Annotated in this window: 17 protein-coding genes; 9 read left to right on the forward strand and 8 right to left on the reverse strand. The window is 65.9% G+C overall.

From position 1 onward, the window contains the following. Nucleotides 1-66: 66 nt before the first annotated feature. Nucleotides 67-777: a Crp/Fnr family transcriptional regulator gene (locus tag VGR99_RS26470; protein ID WP_326902637.1), complete on the reverse strand. Its 711-nt coding sequence runs from the start codon at nt 775-777 to the stop codon at nt 67-69. Between the two features lie 128 nt (nt 778-905). On the opposite strand from VGR99_RS26470, the gene VGR99_RS26475 reads away from it, so the two are divergent. Beyond that, nucleotides 906-2117, forward strand: a complete 1212-nt coding sequence (locus tag VGR99_RS26475) for an NnrS family protein (RefSeq protein WP_326902638.1) — start codon at nt 906-908, stop codon at nt 2115-2117. Nucleotide 2118: 1 nt separating this feature from the next. On the opposite strand, the gene VGR99_RS26480 is transcribed toward VGR99_RS26475, so the two are convergent. Next, nucleotides 2119-3135 (reverse strand): AraC family transcriptional regulator, encoded by a 1017-nt coding sequence (locus tag VGR99_RS26480; RefSeq protein WP_326902639.1) that lies wholly within the window; start codon nt 3133-3135, stop codon nt 2119-2121. 202 nt (nt 3136-3337) lie between these two features. Here VGR99_RS26480 and VGR99_RS26485 point away from each other — a divergent pair, with 202 nt between their 5' ends. Together VGR99_RS26485 and VGR99_RS26490 are read left to right on the forward strand one after the other, a co-directional pair. Next, the gene (locus VGR99_RS26485) at nt 3338-3958 is read left to right on the forward strand and encodes a response regulator transcription factor (RefSeq protein ID WP_326902640.1); all 621 of its coding nucleotides are present in this window, start codon (nt 3338-3340) and stop codon (nt 3956-3958) included. A gap of 169 nt (nt 3959-4127) precedes the next feature. Next, on the forward strand, nt 4128-5801 hold the full coding sequence (locus VGR99_RS26490; RefSeq protein ID WP_326902641.1) for a mucoidy inhibitor MuiA family protein: 1674 nt from the start codon (nt 4128-4130) through the stop codon (nt 5799-5801). Here VGR99_RS26490 and VGR99_RS26495 read toward each other — a convergent pair. Genes VGR99_RS26495 through VGR99_RS26510 form a run of 4 tightly spaced genes read right to left on the reverse strand, consistent with a single transcriptional unit; the run spans nt 5798 to nt 8858 of the window. Beyond that, complete coding sequence (locus VGR99_RS26495) at nt 5798-6607, reverse strand: heme ABC transporter ATP-binding protein (protein WP_326902642.1); 810 nt, start codon at nt 6605-6607, stop codon at nt 5798-5800. The genes VGR99_RS26490 and VGR99_RS26495 overlap by 4 nt on opposite strands. Further along, nucleotides 6604-7698, reverse strand: coding sequence for an iron ABC transporter permease (locus VGR99_RS26500; RefSeq protein ID WP_326902643.1), 1095 nt, complete (start codon nt 7696-7698; stop codon nt 6604-6606). Before VGR99_RS26500 ends, VGR99_RS26495 begins: the two co-directional genes overlap by 4 nt. Continuing rightward, the gene (locus VGR99_RS26505; protein WP_326902644.1) at nt 7695-8645 is read right to left on the reverse strand and encodes a hemin ABC transporter substrate-binding protein; all 951 of its coding nucleotides are present in this window, start codon (nt 8643-8645) and stop codon (nt 7695-7697) included. Before VGR99_RS26505 ends, VGR99_RS26500 begins: the two co-directional genes overlap by 4 nt. A 6-nt stretch (nt 8646-8651) precedes the next feature. Then, on the reverse strand, nt 8652-8858 hold the full coding sequence (locus tag VGR99_RS26510; RefSeq protein WP_326902987.1) for a hemin uptake protein HemP: 207 nt from the start codon (nt 8856-8858) through the stop codon (nt 8652-8654). A 261-nt stretch (nt 8859-9119) separates the two neighbouring features. Between VGR99_RS26510 and VGR99_RS26515 the strand changes: the two genes are divergently transcribed. From VGR99_RS26515 to VGR99_RS26540, 6 genes are all read left to right on the forward strand, one after another. Then, complete coding sequence (locus VGR99_RS26515; RefSeq protein ID WP_326902645.1) at nt 9120-11468, forward strand: TonB-dependent hemoglobin/transferrin/lactoferrin family receptor; 2349 nt, start codon at nt 9120-9122, stop codon at nt 11466-11468. A 95-nt stretch (nt 11469-11563) separates the two neighbouring features. Next, nucleotides 11564-11899, forward strand: coding sequence for an antibiotic biosynthesis monooxygenase (locus VGR99_RS26520; RefSeq protein WP_326902646.1), 336 nt, complete (start codon nt 11564-11566; stop codon nt 11897-11899). Between the two features lie 30 nt (nt 11900-11929). Continuing rightward, nucleotides 11930-12445, forward strand: coding sequence for a heme utilization cystosolic carrier protein HutX (gene hutX / locus VGR99_RS26525; RefSeq protein WP_326902647.1), 516 nt, complete (start codon nt 11930-11932; stop codon nt 12443-12445). 27 nt (nt 12446-12472) lie between these two features. After that, nucleotides 12473-13249, forward strand: a complete 777-nt coding sequence (gene exbB, locus VGR99_RS26530) for a tonB-system energizer ExbB (RefSeq protein WP_326902648.1) — start codon at nt 12473-12475, stop codon at nt 13247-13249. 3 nt (nt 13250-13252) lie between these two features. Next, nucleotides 13253-13702 carry a TonB system transport protein ExbD gene (exbD, locus tag VGR99_RS26535; RefSeq protein ID WP_326902649.1) on the forward strand — a complete coding sequence of 150 codons (450 nt, stop codon included), beginning with the start codon at nt 13253-13255 and terminating at the stop codon, nt 13700-13702. Next, a complete protein-coding gene (locus tag VGR99_RS26540; RefSeq protein ID WP_326902650.1) occupies nt 13702-14532 on the forward strand; it encodes an energy transducer TonB in 831 nt (276 codons plus the stop codon). The genes exbD and VGR99_RS26540 overlap by 1 nt, the downstream gene beginning before the upstream one ends. 178 nt (nt 14533-14710) lie before the next feature. Here the strand turns inward: VGR99_RS26540 and VGR99_RS26545 are convergent, their stop codons facing one another. Both VGR99_RS26545 and VGR99_RS26550 read right to left on the reverse strand, forming a co-directional pair. Continuing rightward, nucleotides 14711-16066 carry an esterase-like activity of phytase family protein gene (locus VGR99_RS26545; RefSeq protein WP_326902651.1) on the reverse strand — a complete coding sequence of 452 codons (1356 nt, stop codon included), beginning with the start codon at nt 16064-16066 and terminating at the stop codon, nt 14711-14713. A gap of 139 nt (nt 16067-16205) precedes the next feature. After that, the gene (locus VGR99_RS26550) at nt 16206-17174 is read right to left on the reverse strand and encodes an MBL fold metallo-hydrolase (protein ID WP_326902652.1); all 969 of its coding nucleotides are present in this window, start codon (nt 17172-17174) and stop codon (nt 16206-16208) included. Nucleotides 17175-17192 lie beyond the last annotated feature (18 nt).

Here is a 17192-nt window from a genome sequence, read left to right on the forward strand (position 1 = left end):
GTGGCGCGCGGATTCCCGGGTGAGGGCGGGCTTTCGCCGTAAGCGAAAGCGCCCTCGCCCCTAATTCTAGGCCGGGCCGCTATCCGCGGTTCGCTCCGACAGCAGCACGATCTTGTGTGGGTCGCGCAGGATGATGCGCTGACGCCCGCTCTCGACGAGGCCCTGGCTCTCCCAGCCGCTGAGGATGCGGCTCACCGTGTGCAGCGTGGTGCCGGTCATCTGCGCGATGTCCTGGCGGCTGATCGGGAAGTCGATCTCGATGCCGTGGTCGAGTTTCTTGCCGGACTGTTTTGCGAGCCGCAGCAGCGCGTGCGCGACGCGCTGCTCGACCTGCTGGGTCGACATTTCCAGGATGCGGGTGTGGCTCTCCTGGAGCCGTGCGCCGACCGTCTGGAGCGTGTTGGCGGCAATCGCCGGAAACCGCTCGACCAGCCGCGGCCAGGCCGAGGTCGGCCATATCAGTACCACGCTGTCGTCGACCGCCATCGCGGTCGCCGGATAATGCGCAGTGCCGATCGCCATCGCGAGCCCGAACGTCTCGCCGGGCGCGACATAGCGCACCACGATCTGCTCGCCGGTCGGCGTGGTCTTGGCGGCGCGGACATGGCCGTGCAGCAGCAGGAAGAACGATTGCGCGTCCGCGCCCTGCTCGAAAATGGCGGTGTTCTTCGGATAGCGCGCCGAACGGGCCTCGCGCAGGATCTCCTCGAGGTCCTCGGGCTTGACGCCGGCAAACAGCGGCAAATGCGCAACCAGCGATGTGTCGACCTTGGCCATTCTGCCTCCTTGGCATCAGGGAGTGTGATGGCACCTGCAATCGTCAGGCAGTTTGCGATAGCGCAAAACGGGCCGGCCGGGCGGCAGTATTTTTCCAGATAATAGTCCGAATTCACAGGAGTTGCCCCATGGCTGGCGCCCGATCCCGTAATTTTCAGGGCTGGCCGCTGTTCGCGAACAGCTTTCGGCCGTTTTTCCTGCTGGCTGCGATCCAGGCCGGCCTGTCGATCCTGGCCTGGCTTCCGATGTTCTATGGTGAGCTGTCCGTGAGTTCCGCCTTCGCGCCGCGCGATTGGCACGTCCACGAGATGCTCTATGGCTTCCTGCCGGCCGTCATTACAGGTTTCCTGTTTACGGCGATCCCGAACTGGACCGGGCGGCTGCCGATCCAGGGGACGTCGCTCGGCGCGCTGCTGATGGTATGGCTTGCCGGGCGCGCCGCCGTGACTCTGTCCGCCGATATCGGCTGGGCCTTCGCGCTCGTCGTCGATGCCGCCTTCCTGGCGCTGGTGGTCGCGGCGGCAACGCGCGAGATCATCGCGGGCGGCAACTGGCGCAATTTGCCGGTGGTGGTCCTGGTTCTCGCGCTGCTCGCCGGCAATGTCGGCTTTCATCTCGAAGCGCATTATGAGGGCGCAGCCGATGTCAGCATTCGTGTCGGCATCGGCGTGGTCGTGCTGCTGATCTCGCTGATCGGCGGCCGCATCATCCCGAGCTTTACCCGCAACTGGCTGGTCAAGTTCAATCCCGGCCGCGTGCCGGTGCCGTTCGGTCGTTTCGACGGAGCCGTGATCGGATTGAGCGCGCTGGCGCTGATCGCGTGGATCGTGGCGCCGCTGAACATGATCACCGGTGTGGTGATGGGCCTTGTCGGCGTGCTGCATCTGGTGCGGCTCGCACGTTGGGCCGGCGACCGCACCACACGCGAACGGCTGCTGCTGATCCTGCATGTCGGTTATGTCTTCGTGCCGCTCGGCTTCATCCTGCACGCTTTGGCCGCCTTCGGCGAACTGCCGCCGAGCGCCGGCATTCATGCCTGGATGGCAGGTGCGGCCGGGACCATGACGCTCGCGGTGATGACGCGTGCGAGCCTTGGTCATACCGGACAGGCGCTGACGGCCTCGCCCGCGACGCAGGGAATCTATGTCGCGATCATCGTCGCGGCGCTGGCGCGGGTCGCTGCCGTGGTGCTGCCGGGCCACAGCGATGTGCTGCTGCACATCGCCGCCTGCGGCTGGATCGTCGCGTTCCTCGGCTTTGCGGTCGCGTTCGGCCCGCTGCTCGCCGGCAGCCCGCGGCGCGCCCTCGCCATCATGGGCGTGCCGGCCCCGGCACACTGAGTTAGGCTGCGTTCGCCGCCTGCGGCCGCACGCCCTTGCGCCACTCGGTGATGCTGCAGCCGAAGCGGCTGCGGAACCAGCGCGCCATCGCGCTCTGCGCGGAGAAGCCGAGCTGGGTGGCGATATCGGCCAGCGGCCGGCCGGGATCGTCGATCAGCTGGATCACGAGATCGGCGCGACGCGCGTCGAGGATCGCCGAAAAGCTGGTGCCTGATGCGGCGAGGTGACGGTGAATGGTGCGGCGGGTGCAGGCGAGGTGCTGGGCCACACGCTCGACCGTGCAGTCGCCGCCGGCCAGCAGGATGCGCACGACCTCGTCGACCTTTGCTTCCCAGCTTGCCGGCCGCGTCTCGATCGCCTCGATCCGCTTGCGCAAGTAACTCGCGATCAGCGGATGCGCGCTCGGGATCCGCCGCTCCATGTCGTGCGCCGACAGCAGGATCGCATCGTCATCGGCATTGAACACCACGCGGCAGCCGAAGAAATCGCGATAGCGCTTGCGGTCATGCGGCGGCGCGTAATGCAGATGCACCTCCAGCGGCCGCCAGTCGGCGCCGAACAGCGACTGGATGATGCGATGGATGCTGCCGAGCGCCATGTCGATCGACTGCCGCGGTGCGATCGGTTGCCGGCCGCGCAGATGCAGCGCGACGGCCACCGTCTGCTTGTCCCTGACGACGTCGAGCTTCATGCCGTCGTGATGGACATGGATGAAGCGCGAGAACGCTTCGATGGCTTCACCGACGGTCGCCTGTTCGCGCACGATCAGGCCGACCGCGCCGAAATTGGTGAGCCCGCCGCGCTCGGCGAGTCGCAAGCCGAAATCTTCGGCACCGGAAGCTTCTGCCGACAATTCGAGCAGGCGGCGCAGGCTGGTCACGGCAATGGGCGTATCGGGCTTGTCGAGCACGGCCAGCGGCAGCCTGACCTTGCGCATCATCTGCTTGGGATCGAGCCCGACCGACCGGGCCACTTCCGGGTAATAGCTCAAGCCTGCGCTGCGAATGAGGTCGGTCATGCGACCCGTTCCTGCCAGCCATTCCCGCAGATGTCCCGAAATGTAAAGTTTCTGTCCCGATCCGTCAAATCCCGGAACAGCACGGAACATACATAAGGGAAAGCCAAGCACCGGCGCGAATGCCCGTGTTCAAGACGGCGGGGCGCGATGGGGCCCCCGGCCGTCTCGTCTCATTTGACCAAGACATTGCTGGATCGGGATTATGCCGGGAAACATGCTTTCCAAGGGTGAGGTATTCGTCATTGAAACTGACGCCGCCTCCCGCGAACAACTTTTCTCCGCGCTCCAACAGAGCGCCTATGACGTGATCTGTTTCGCCGATGGCGCCTCGCTGCTCTCGGAAGCCAAGGCGCGGATGCCGGCTTGCGTGCTGCTCGAGATGCCGCCGGATCGCTCCGCGCTCGACGTGCTCAAGCGGCTGCGCGAGGAGAACTGCATGGCGCCGGTCCTGGTGACCTCGGCGAACGGCAGCATCGCCATGGCGGTCGACGCGATCAAGAGCGGCGCCACCGACTTCATCGAGAAGCCGTTCCGCACCCACGACATCGTTGGGCGGATCGATGCCGCCATCGACGAGTTCGGTCAGCCGAACGCGAGCCGGCAGCGCTGGCTGGCCGGCTGCGAGCCCCTGACGGGGCGCGAGGGCGACGTGCTCGAGCACCTTGCCGCCGGCCTCACCAACAAGGAGATCGCCCGGCGCATTCATCTGAGCGCCCGGACAGTCGAGGGCTACCGTGCCAGCATCCTGAAGAAGGCCGGGGCCAAGAACGTGACCGATCTGCTCCGCCGCATCTTCGGCCAGGGTTCGCCCACTCAGGCCTGACGGCCTCCGCCGCGGGGCGACACGTTCCGCGGCCATGCTGCCGCCGCAGCAGCGCCCCACGGAAACCCCAATCGAACCAGTTCCTTCCCTGCCGCGTCCAACCATGTTGGCGAGGCATTTGATCGCGCGCGTCCGGCTGGCGGCGCGGCGATACGGCAGGAGGGACTTTATGCGCATCACCGCAAGATGTTTGGCAACCACGAGCCTGGTCCTGGTGACCATGGCAACGGCGGCGCCGTCATGGGCCGCTGATCTCGACGCCACATCGGCCATCGATACCGTCACCGTCTATCCGGACGGCGCCACCGTCACGCGCCTCATCACGGTCGACCTGCCGTCCGGGGACTCGACGCTGGTCGCCAAGGACTTTCCGCTCGGGCTCGATACGTCCTCCCTCCGGGTCGAGGGCGAAGGCGGCGCCAGGCTCACCATCGGCACCATCGATGCGCGGCCGCCGCGCGCGGCGCCGGTCAACCTGCCCGAGCTTGACAAGCGTATCGAGACCCTGAACGACCAGCGCGCCGATCTGCAGGGCGCGATCGACTCGGCCAATGCGCGGCGCAAATTTGCGGAGCATTTTGCGGAGGCCTCTCCCGTCGGCATCGGCGAGAAGGGCGAGGCGCGGCCGATCGCCGAATGGCGCACGGCCTTTGCCGCGGTCGGCGAGGAAATCGCGAGCGCCGATACCGCCGTCCGCGACGCCTCGCGCAAGCTGCGCGAGATCGACCGGCAGATCGCCCAGCTCGAGGTCGAGCGCAAGGCCAAGCCGCCGAGCAAGCTCGAGGTCCGCATGGACGTTGCCGCGACAGCCGCGACCAAGGCGGCGCTGCGGGTCACGTATAATGTGCGCAACGCGCGCTGGCTGCCGCTCTACGACGCCCGGCTCGACACCGGCGCCAAGGACCGCAAGCCGCAGCTGGAGCTGGTTCGTCGGGCCGAGATCACGCAATCGACCGGCGAGGACTGGTCGAACGTGACGCTCGGCGTTTCCACCGTCCGCATCGCCCGTGGCGGCAGCGCGCCGGAGCTGGGCTCGCTGGTGGCGCAATATCCGCAGGTGCCGAAGCCGATGGCGTCGGGCTTGATGCAGGACAGGATGCCTTCGGCAGCACCGATGTTGCGAAAGATGCAATCAGCCGCCGTGCCCCCTGAACAGGCCGATATCGCCGTGCGTGCCGACGAACAGCAAGCCGTTGCGGAGATCGGCGACTTCCAGGCGACTTTCAAAATCCCAGGCCGCGTCAGTCTCGGTGCCGCAGAGGGTGCCAAGAGCCTGCGCATCGCTTCCATGAACGTGCCGGCCGATCTCGCCGTGCGCGCGGCACCGGTGGTGGATCCGACTGCCTTCCTCGAAGCCAGCTTCAAGCAGACCGACGACACGGCGCTGCTGCCGGGCAAGGTCGCGATCTATCGCGACGGCGTCTTCGTCGGCCGCGGCAAGCTGTCGGCCTCGGTCAAGGACGACATCGTGCGGCTCGGCTTCGGCGCCGACGACAAGATCAAGATCGAACGCGCCGTGCTCAAGCGCAACGAAGGTTCGGCCGGCCTGATCGTGACGACGTCGAAGACCGACGAGCGTTCGTTCAAGACGACGATCCGCAACGGTCACGACTTCCCGATCAAGGTCGCGATCGAGGATCAGCTCCCGGTCAGCGAGAGCGAGGACATCGTCGTCGAGATGCTGCCTTCGAGCACTCAGCCGACCGCGAGCAACATCCGCGACAAGCGCGGCGTGCTGGAATGGTCGTTCGACGCCAAGCCCGGCGAGGTCCGCGACATCAATTTCGCCTGGCGGATCCGCTGGCCGAAGGACAAGAGCATGGTGATTGTGCCGGCGGGTTAGTCTCTCGCCGCCGGCGGCGCGGTCCGCATCGACTGCGGCAGCACGTAGGGAACGCCGTCGTCGGCCTGATGGACGACGGCGTCGATCTCAAAAATGTCGCGGATGATCTCGCGCGTGACGATGTCCGCGCGCGGGCCGTCGGCGGCAAGCCGGCCACCGTTCAGCACGACGAGACGATCCGCAAAGCGGATCGCAAGGTTGAGGTCGTGCAGGATCGCGATAACGGCGGTGCCGCCGGCCGCGCGGCGGCGCACGGCTTCGACCAGGTCGATCTGGTGGCGCAGGTCGAGGCTCGAAGTCGGCTCATCCAGCAGCAGAAGTCCCGGCCCGTGCTCGGCCTCGCCGCAGGCGAGCTGCACCAGCACGCGGGCGAAATGGGCGCGCTGCTGCTCGCCGCCCGACAGCGTCGGCAATTGCCGTTCGCGGAAATGCGAAAGGCCGACCTCGTCCAGCGCGGCATCGACCAGCGGGCCGGCCTCGCGCGCGCTGCGATCGCCGGCACCCATCAGCACGATCTCCTCGACAGTGAAGGGGAAGGTGACGTTGATGTGCTGGGACAGCATGGCGCGGCGCGCGGCGAGCTCACGCGGCGTGTAGCCGCCGATATCGCGCCCCTTCAGCCGCACCTCGCCCTGGTTTGGGCGGAGATCGCCGGAGAGTAGCCGCAGCAGCGTCGATTTGCCGGCGCCGTTCGGGCCGATGATGGCGACCATCTCGCCGGCTGTAACCGTCAGGCCGACGCCGTCGAGCAGCGTCGCCCGGCCGGCACGCTTGCTGAGGGCTCGCGCCTCGATCACGGCGCTCATAGCGAGGCAAGCCCGCGCTGCCGCAGCAGGATGCCGAGGAAGACCGGTGCGCCGACCGCCGCGGTCAGGATGCCGATCGGCATCTCCGCGGGCGCCACGATGGTGCGCGCCAGCGTATCGGCGCCGACCATCAGGATCGCGCCGAGCAGCACCGAGGCCGGCAGCAACAGGCGATGCGCCGGCCCGATGACGAGGCGCAAGAGATGCGGCACGACGATGCCGACGAAACCGATGACGCCGCTGATCGACACCGCGAGCCCGGTCATGGCGGAGACCGTCACGATCGAGATCCGCTTGAGACGTTCGACATCGACCCCGCCGTGAAAGGCATCGGCCTCGCCAAGCACCAAGAGATCGAGGCCGCGCGCGATGTAGGCGCAGGCGGCGAGCCCGACGACGAGGACCGGCGCGAGCACGGCAGCCTTGGTCCAGGTCGCGCCGCTCATCGAGCCCAGCATCCAGAACGTGATGTCGCGAAGCTGGCGGTCGTCGGCGATGAACACCAGAAGCCCGATGCCGGCATTGGTGATGGCGGTGATGGCGACGCCGGCGAGCAGGAAGATCGCGATCGAGGTGCGCCCGGCGCGGCTGGAGATGCCGTAAAGGATCGCGGTCGTGGCCAGCGATCCCGCGAAGGCCGCGAGCGGCAACAGTTCGGTCTGGAGAAAGCGCAGCGTCTCGCCGAAGCGCGAATCCGTGAACACGATCGCGCTGGCGGCCGCGAGCGCCCCGCCGCTGGAGACGCCGACCAGCGCAGGATCGGCGAGCGGATTGCGAAACAGGCCCTGCATGATCGCGCCGGCCGCAGCCAGCAGGCCGCCGACCATCGCGGTCGCCGCGATCCGGGGAATGCGGATCGACCACAGCACGAGCTGGTCGCGCGCCGTCATGGGATCGGCAGTGGTATTGCCGGCAAAGCCGAGTGCGGCGGGCAAGCGAGAGAAGGGAATTCCAGCCGCGCCGACGGTCAGCGCTATGATCGCGGTGACTGCGAGCACAAGGAGGAGCAGGGGGATCGCGACCGACGTAAACCGGCGTCCCGCACCGGCGCGTCGTGGACTCCGCGCGTCCGTCCCGACTGCCACGCTCATTGCCGGCAGTTCGCCGCCGACAGAGCCGACGTGAACGCGCCGCCATCGGCCAGCGCCGGATAGAGCTTGACCGAGAGATCGCGCGCCGCGGCCGCCGTGCGCGGTCCGAAGCCGAGCAGATAGAGCCCGTCCATGGTGATGAAGCCCTTGTTGGCGGCGACCGGCGTCAAGGCAAAGCCGGGATGGGCATAGACCGCGTCGGCCTGCAAGGAGTCCTTGCCGCGCTCGATCGACAGCACCACGTCGGGTTTCGCCGCCACGATCGCCTCGTCGCCGATGACCTTGTAGCCGTCGTAATCGTCAATGGCGTTGGCCGCGCCCGCGAGCTGAATGATCTCGTCGGCCGCGGTCTTGTGGCCGGCGACCGTCGCCCGTCCGTTCTGCAGCGACATCACGAACATCACGCGCACCGGCTTCGTCACCTTGGCGCGCAGCGCGCGGAGTTGCGCAAGGTCGGCGCCGACCGCGCTGCTCAGGCATTCGGCGCGGGCATCGACGCCCATGGCGTGGCCGACCAGCTTGATCTTCTCGAGCAGGCCGTCCTCGGAGAAGGTCTCGGGCACCAGCACCAGCGGCACTTTCGCGGTTTCCAGCAGGTCCATGGTCTCGCGCGGGCCCGAGCCCTGGATCGCCAGGATCAGCGTCGGGTTGAGGCCGAGCACGCCTTCGGCCGAGATCTGGCGCATGTAGCCGACATTGGGTTTGTCGTGCAGCGCTGCGGCCGGATAAAGGCTCGTTGTGTCGACGCCGACCAGCCGGCTCTCGAGGCCGAGCGCATAGAGGATCTCGGTGATGGCGCCGCCGATCGAGACCGTCCGGGCAAAGTCGGCAACGGTGACGTCGCGATTGCGGGCATCATGCACCGTGATGCCGGCGGCGTGCGCCGAGGTCGCAAGCGCGACCGTGCCTGTTAGCAGGAGGTTTGCGAGGGTGCGACAAAATGTCATTGCAGGTTACTTCGTCAGGATCAGCTTGTTCTGCGAGGTCAGGCGGAGCCGATAGCTGTCCTCGCCATGCGCGATGATGATCTCGCGCTCGGCCGCAAACAGTTCGCGGCTGTCGATCCGGCTTCCCCGCATGGTGAGCGTTCTCGTTGTTGCAGCAGGGCTTTGTGTCGGCCCTGCCGCATCGCCGCCGTTCTCTCCTGATGTTGCAGACATAGTCGGTGTGATGCGCTTTCGAAATTTCAGATGCTGCCTGTTTGTATAGGCGGCATCAGGCGCAATCCAACGGTGGCAATTTACAATTGATATAAACTGCAACCCCACGACATTGACCGTCAGAGTGTTGCCACGTAACCAATTATGGCAGCGGGCAATATGTCCGCGACCTGAGACAATCAGCCAGCCAGTCGCCGCTTCGTGCGGCGCACGCCAGCCAGAAGACACCAAAACAAAAGTGAAGTGCAGGCTGGGGCTGATATGGCTGACGGGGCTAGGTATTCGCGCGCCCTGATTTTGGGCGCGTCGGTGGTTTCAATTGCGACGGTGATGACGGAGAGCAGTCTCGCGCAGACCGCTTCGCCGCGCGCCGAAAATGCGTCCTCGGATCAGCCGAAGCAGGCCAAGCGCAAGCCCGCCAAGCCGCAAGTCGCGCAGCAGGCAACGCCCGCGGCCTTGAATGCCAATGCCCAGGCCGGCAGCACCGCGCCCGTTCAGGTGCTCGATACCATTACTGTTGCGGCAACGAAGACCAAGGAGCGCGCGATCGACTCGCTCGCGCCGGTCAGCTCGATTTCGCTCGACCAGATCCAGGGGCTTCAGCCCAACCGGCTCTCGGACATCTTCTATGCCGTGCCCGGCGTGTCGTTCCAGGAGCGCGGCGACGATCCCGCGACCGTCATCAACATCCGCGGCCTGCAGGATTTCGGCCGCGTCGCAGTCGTCGTCGACGGCGCGCGGCAGAACTACCAGCGCACGGGTCACAACGCCAACGGCTCCTTCTTCCTCGATCCTGAATTGATCGGCGGCGTCGACGTCGTGCGCGGCCCGACCGCCAACATCTACGGCTCCGGCGCGATCGGCGGCCTCGTCTCGTTCCGGACCAAGGACATCAATGACGTGCTGCGTCCCGGCGAGCGCTGGGGCGTCGATCTCTCCGGCTCCTACGGGACCAACAACAGCCGCGGCCTCGGCTCGGTGTTCGGCGGCGTCCGTGCCACGCCCGACGTCGATATCTTCGGCGGCGCGGTCTACCGCACCCAAGGCAATTACAAGGACGGCAACGGCACCGAGATCGGCAACACCAACAACCAGGTCGAAGCCGGCCTGTTGAAGCTGACGGTGCGCCCGGCGCTCGGTCACGAGGTCAAGTTCGGCGGCACCTTCCAGGATTATCAATACACCATCGGCCAGATGAACACCGGCCCGGTGGCGACGGCAGCCCAGCGCGCGCTCTATCAGGGCTCGTCGGTCTACGCTTCCGATGTGAAGAACTACACCGGCACGGTGACCTGGAACTATTCGCTGCCGAGCGACAATCTGTTCGACACGCATGTGTCGGTCTACGGCAACCGCACCGACCAGGACCAGACCAAGACCTACCACTATTCGACCTCGGGCGCGGCCTATTGCGGCGCCGGCAATGTCGGCAACAACATCTCGGGCTGCGTCGGCGACAAGCGCGGCTATGTGCTCAACACGGTCGGCTTCGACGCCAACAACACCACGCGCTTCAATGTCGGTGACTGGCGCAACGCCGTGACCTACGGCGTCGATGCGTTCCAGGACGACGTGATCACGACCGACAGCCGCGGCAATTCCAACATCACGACGCCGAGCGGCATCCGCACGGTCTCGGGCGGCTTCATGCAGCTGAAGCAGAACTACGGCACGTGGTTCGAGGCCATCAGCGCGATCCGCTACGATCGCTATCACCTGGAATCCGGCAAGACCTATACGGGCGGCGACCGCTTCTCGCCGAAGATCACCCTCGGCGTGACGCCGGTGGCGGGCTTCCAGCCCTATGTCAGCTACGCCGAAGGCTATCGTGCGCCCTCGATCACCGAGACCGTGATCTCCGGTGCGCATGCGACCGGTGGCGGGCCGGCTTTCTTCGTCTGCCCGGACGGTACCAGCGGCCTGTTCTGCTTCCTGCCCAATCCGAACCTTCGTCCCGAGGTCGGCAAGAACAAGGAAGTCGGCTTCAACCTGAAATACGACAACATCTTCACCGCGTCCGACTCCTTCCGCGGCAAGATCAACCTGTTCCGCAACGACGTCTCCGACTACATCGACCTCGTGGCGTCGATGCCGGTCCCGACCGGGTTCGGCTCGTTCAGCCAGTTCTACCAGTACCAGAACATCGCCAATGCCCGCATCGAGGGTTTTGAGGCGGAGACGATGTACGACGCCGGCAACTGGTTCGTCGGTCTCGCCGGTCACTACATCAAGGGCAAGAACACCCAGACCAATATCGGCCTTGCGACCATCACCCCGACCAAGGTGGTCACGACCGGCGGCGTTCGCCTGCTCGATCGCACCCTGATCCTGTCGGCGCAGTGGGCTTCGTACGGTCCCAACAACGACGTGCCCGCCGGCTATGTGCCGTCGACCGGCTACGACCTGATCAACATGTACCTGACCTGGAACGCGACCAAGGACATCGTGTTCTCGGCCTCGATCGACAACCTCTTGAACCAGTACTACCGGCCTTACGCCGTTCCTGGCAGCTCGACCGACGGCACCACGCAGAACGACGTGCTGTGGACCAGCCCGGGACCGGGCCGGGTCTACAAGGCCGGCTTGAAGATTCACTTTGGAGGTGCGTAGCCGAGGGCGTCGCAACACCAGCAATTCCGCCGGGCCGCGCTGATGCTCCAGCGCGGCTTCGGCGCGTTTTCGTCTTGATAACAAGGAGAGACTTTATGTTCATCGCTATGAATCGCTTCCAGGTGAAGCTCGGCTCGGAAGCCGCGTTCGAGACCGTCTGGCGCACCCGCGAATCCTATCTCGGCAGCATGGCCGGCTTCGTTGAATTCCACCTGCTCAAGGGGCCGGTCGCCGACGATCACACGCTGTACTCGTCGCACACGGTCTGGGTCGACAAGGCGGCCTTCGAAGCCTGGACGCGCTCGGACGAATTCCGCCGCGCCCATGCGCGCGCCGACAACAAGACCGGCGAGAGCCTCTATCTCGGCCACCCCAAGTTCGAGGGGTTCGAGGTCATCATGACCGAGCGCAAGACCAACGCGGCCGCTTGAGTTTACGGCCAGCTTGAAGAGGAGCCGGACATGCTGAGCACCGATCTTGCCGATCTCAAGGCGTATATGGCCGACAATCCCGGCGCGGTGATCGAGGACGTTGCGCGCGAGCGCAGCGTCACCCCGCGCGCGGTGATCGAGGCGCTGCCGCCGTCGATGGTGCGCATGGGAGGCGGCGAGCACTTCGCCGTCGCCATGCAGGACATCGCACAATGGGGCGAGGTCACGCTGATCGTTCACACCGATGACGCGATCTTCGAGTTCACCGGCAGCATTCCCGCGGGCGAGATCGGCCGCGGCTATTTCAACCTGATGCAGCCCAAGGGCCTGCACGGCCATCTCCGCCATGAACGCTGCGCCGGCGTGGCCTTCGTCGAGCGTCCCTTCATGGGCAAGAGCTCGGCCTTCATCGCCTTCGTCAATTCCGACGGCGGCATCATGTTCAAGGTCTTCGTCGGGCGCGACGAGACCCGGGCGCTGCGGACGGACCAGCTCGCACGGTTCCGGCAGCTTGCGGACCGGCTCGCGGCGAAAGCGGCGGCATAACCTCCTTCTGTCTGTCGGGAGATCAGGATGCAGGGCAATTCCAGGCTTCGGCACGTGATCCTAACCATCGCGCTGGCGCTCGCGCCGGCGCCGGCCTTCGCGATCGACGAGGCGCTGTTGCCGCGCAATCTGTCGCCCTGGGGCATGTTTCTCGGTGCCGACATCATCGTGAAGACGGTGATGGTCGGGCTCGCAATCGCCTCGCTGGTGACGTGGACCGTGTGGCTCGCCAAAACCATCGAGCTGCGCCGCAAGAGTGCGCTCGCCGTCGCGCGGACGCGCGCGCTCGAGGGCAGGATGAAGCTGGCGGAGGCGGCCGAGCGGATCGGCGAGGCGCATGATGCGGTCGCCCAGCTCATCCAGTCCTGCGCGAAAGAGGCGGAGCTCTCCGGCGGCGTCGTCGATGACGGTCTTCAGGAGCGCATCGCGCTGCGGCTCGAACGGGTCGAGGCGGCGATGTCCCGGCAGATCGCGCGCGGCACCGGCGTGCTCGCGACGATCGGCGCCACCGCGCCGTTCGTCGGCCTGTTCGGCACCGTCTGGGGCATCATGAATTCCTTCATCGGCATCTCCGAGAGCCACACCACCAGCCTTGCCGTCGTCGCGCCCGGCATCGCGGAGGCGCTGCTCGCGACCGCGCTCGGCCTCGTCGCGGCGATTCCGGCGGTGGTGATCTACAACCATCTCGTCCGCGGCATCGCCAATTACCGCGCGCTGCTTGGCGACGCCTCGGCGCAGCTCATGCTGCTGGTCAGCCGCCAGCGCGACAACAGGGACTTCCGCCTGGCACGGGCGGCGGAGTAGGGCATGGGCGCCAAGCTCGGTGCACGCGGGGGATCGAAGCTCGGGTCGCGCGGCGGCCCGGATGATCTCGACGTCACCCATGAGATCAACGTCACGCCGTTCATCGACGTGATGCTGGTGCTGCTGATCATCTTCATGGTGGCAGCTCCGCTCGCCACCGTCGACATCGGCGTCGAGCTGCCCGCCACCGCCGCCGAGCCGGCGCCGCGCCCGGACAAGCCGACCTTTGTGACGGTGAAGCCCGATCTCACCGTGGCCGTCGGCGAGGACACGATGGCGCGCGATGGCCTCGCCGCCGCGCTCGCAGCGGCCACCAATGGCCGCAAGGATGAGCGCATCTATCTGCGCGCCGACAAGGCGGTGAGCTACGGCGACCTGATGGAGGTGATGAACACCTTGCGCAATGCCGGCTACCTCAAGGTCGCCCTGGTCGGCCTCGACGGACGCAGTTGATGGCCGCGAACGCCTTTGCCCTGCACGAGCCGCTTGGCGAACGCGAGACCGCGCGCTGGGGCGTATCGGGCGCGGTGATGGTGGCGCTGCATATTGGCGCTGCGGTGCTGGCGATGAGCTGGCTCCGCTCGCAACCGGAGCAGGGCGTGAGCCTGCCGGCGATCATGGTCGACATGTCGCCGGTGACCTCCGCGCCGCAGCCGACGATGGACAACGTCGCGCCGGGACCGCTGATGCAGGAGGCCGATGCCTCGCCGCCGGAGCCGGTGCAGCAGCAGGCGGTCGAGGAAACCATCGCGCCGACCCCGCCGCAGGAGAAGCCTGATGTGGTCGCGCCGCGGGAGCAGAAGCTCGAGCCGACGCCTGCCAGGCCCGAGCCGGCTAAGATCGTGCCGGTCGAAAAGCCTGCGCCGGAGAAGCCCAAGGTGGTTCGGCGGGAAGCGAAGAAGCCGTCGGATGCAACGCCAGCGCCGCGGACCAGCGCGCCGCCGCGCGCCGAGCGCGAGGCCCCGATGACCTCCGCTGTCAGCGCCGGCGCCGTGGCGTCAGCGATCGCGTCCTACAATCAGCGGGTTCGCGCACATCTGATGCGCTTCCACTCATATCCATCCGGTGGCAACGGTCAGCGTGGCGTCGCAAGGCTCAGCTTCACCGTCAGCCGCAGCGGGCAGGTGACGTCGAGCCGTCTCGGCGGCTCGTCCGGTGTGGCCGCCTTCGACGCCCAGGCCATGTCGATGGTCCGCCAGGCCTCGCCGTTTCCGCCGATCCCGGACGAGATCAAGAACGGCGCGATGAGTTTTTCGATTCCGGTGGAGTTTACGGTGAGGTAGCTCTTCACCTCTCCGCGCATCACTCTCTCTGTCATGCCCCGCGAAAGCGGGGCATCCAGTACTCCGCGGCTTATCCGTATCGCACGACCGCCGCGGCGTTCTGGATCGCCCGGCCTTTTCTGCGAAGACGCGCTTCGCGCTTAAGCCGGGCGATGACCGTGTTGAGAGAGCGTCGGTCTTACTTCGCCTTCAGGAAGTCGGCGACTTCGAGCAGCATGAACTCGTCGTCGTCGGCCTTGTTGGGATCGCGGCTGGACGAGAACGGCAGGTTGTTGTCGTTGCCGACGATGATGTGGGTGTCGTCGACGCGATCGACGTTCTCGATGGTGAAGAACGGGAAGGTGTAGACGCCGTCGTTCAGCGGCTTGCGCGCCTTCTTGTCCGGATCCTGGATCTTCATCAGGTCGATATAGCCGATCTTGCGCACCGGCTTGCCGACATTGGCGTCGGTCAGCTCGATCTTGTAGATGCGCTTGAACTTGGCGAGATCCGGGAAGCAGTTCTCGCCGCGGGTGCCTTGCGGGCAGGCCTTGTCGGCGGTGCCTTCGCCATTGTCGCGCTCGATGATGAGGCCGGCGCTCGGGTCGATCATGTTGAAGTCGCCGATGGCATTGCCGTTCTGCTCGAACACATACTGCCAGTAGCGGCCGGTGAACTTCTCCGCGGCGACGTCGAATTCGAGGATGCGGGAGGCTTCCTTGCCGTCGACCTTCTCCCAGTCCTTCTTGTCGGCATCCCACAGCGGTCCTTCGAGCAGGCCGTAGAGGAACTTGCCGTCCTTCGAGGACGCGAAGCCCTCAAAGCCCTTGGAGCGGCGCAAATTGACGTTGGTGTAGGTCGCGCCCGGCGCGCCCGGCGTCGCCACCGCCCAATGGTCGGGCGAGCGGACCGGCTTGCCGTCGGCAACAGTCTCGAACACGCCGAGGATCTTGCCGGTCTTGTCGGCCTTCAGGATGTAGGGGCCGAACTCGTCGCCGATCCAGAAGGTGTCGCCGATGATCTGGAAACCCTCGGTGTCGAAATCGGAGCCGGTCAGGTAACGCTTCTGCGTGTCCTCATGGACGATGCGGAACGGCACCTTCTTGTCGGGATCGTGCAGGAAGATGGTTTCCTGGCGCTCGATCTTGCCGCTCGCCCAATCCATCTTGTAGCGGTTCAGGTACAGCATCGAGTCCGGCGAGTTGGCGCGCGCGCCCATGCCGTTGTCGGTGATCACCCAATAGCTGCCGTCGGCCATGTGCTTGATGCCGGAATGGCCCTGCAGCGGCTGGCCCTTGAACGGCAGCGACACGCCGGTCGCGCGCTCATAGGACTTGCCCATCACGGTGCCGAGCGCGTCGACGCGCTTGCCGGTGGTGTATTTCCCCGAGGTCTTGAGATCGGCGGGCGCATCGGCCGGCGCGTCGATGAAGGTGGCGGCCGGCATCACCACGTGGCCGGCGAGCTTGGCGGGGAATTCGCCTTCGCCCTGCGCGAGCGCGGTGCTCGCGGTGAGAATGATCGTTGCGACGGTGCTGAGAAAAGTCGCGCGCATGTGCGTCTCCTGTTAGCGGACGACGCCTTATGCGGACGGCATATTGCAGTTTTGTGAAACCGGGCGAAAGGCCGCAGGGCCCGGTTACTCCCTTACCGCGCGGGTGAGCAGCAGCGCATCGCAAGCGCTGCGGCTGGCTTCACACGCCTTCATAGACCAGCCTGGTGAAGAAGCCGGGGTCGATGACGAACTGGCCGAATTTCGCGTCGAACGCAGCGGTAGGCTTGGCGGCGACGGCCTCGTCGCGCGACTTTCCCTGCTTCTTGAGATTGCCGACATTGTCCCTGATCGCGACCAGCATGTCGCGGAATTCCTGCAGCTCGGCCTTGTTGCTGACCGGCTTGCCGTGACCGGGGATGATGATGGTGTCATCCTTAGCTACCGCCAGATTGGCGTCGGACGCCGCGATCATGCCGTTGATGCTGCCGCCGGTCGAATAGTCGATGAACGGATAGATGCCGTTCCAGAAGGTGTCGCCGACATGCAGGACGTTGGCTTCGGTGAACATCACCGAAATGTCGCTGTCGGTATGTGCCGGCCCGTAATATTTCAGCGCGATCGATGCGCCGTTGACCTTGAGATGATGGTCCTTGGCAAAAACCTCTGCCGGGACGGCGCTGGCGGGCAGAGCGAGGAAATTGTAGTCCCAGTCCTCGACCCGCTGAACGACGGACAGGTGCTTGCGGGTGTTTTCGTGGGCGAGGATTTTTGCGCCGGCCGCGTGCAGCCATTCATTGCCGTCGGCATGGTCGAAGTGCCAATGCGTATTGATCAGATGCGCGACCGGCTCCTTGCCGAGCTCGGCCAGCGCCTTGCTGAGCTGCGGGCGCGAGACGCCGATGCCGGCATCGACCAGAAGCTTGCCGTCAGGTCCCGTGAGCACGGCAATGTTGCCGCCGGATCCTTCCAGCACGCTGATATTGTTGCGCAGCTTGTAGGTTGTGATGGCTGATGCCGCCGCACTGTCCTTGATCAGGCTGACGAGGCCGCGCGCTTCTGCGAAGGCCTGTCGCGGCGTCAGCCAACCCGTTGTGGCTGCAAAGGCGCCGCCGACGCAGCACAGGCAAAAGCCCCGTCGGGACAATGAGGGGAGTTTTTGCGATCCCATGCAATGCTCGCTTTCTTT

The sequence above is a fragment of the Bradyrhizobium sp. genome, assembly GCF_035935975.1.
GTDB lineage: Bacteria > Pseudomonadota > Alphaproteobacteria > Rhizobiales > Xanthobacteraceae > Bradyrhizobium.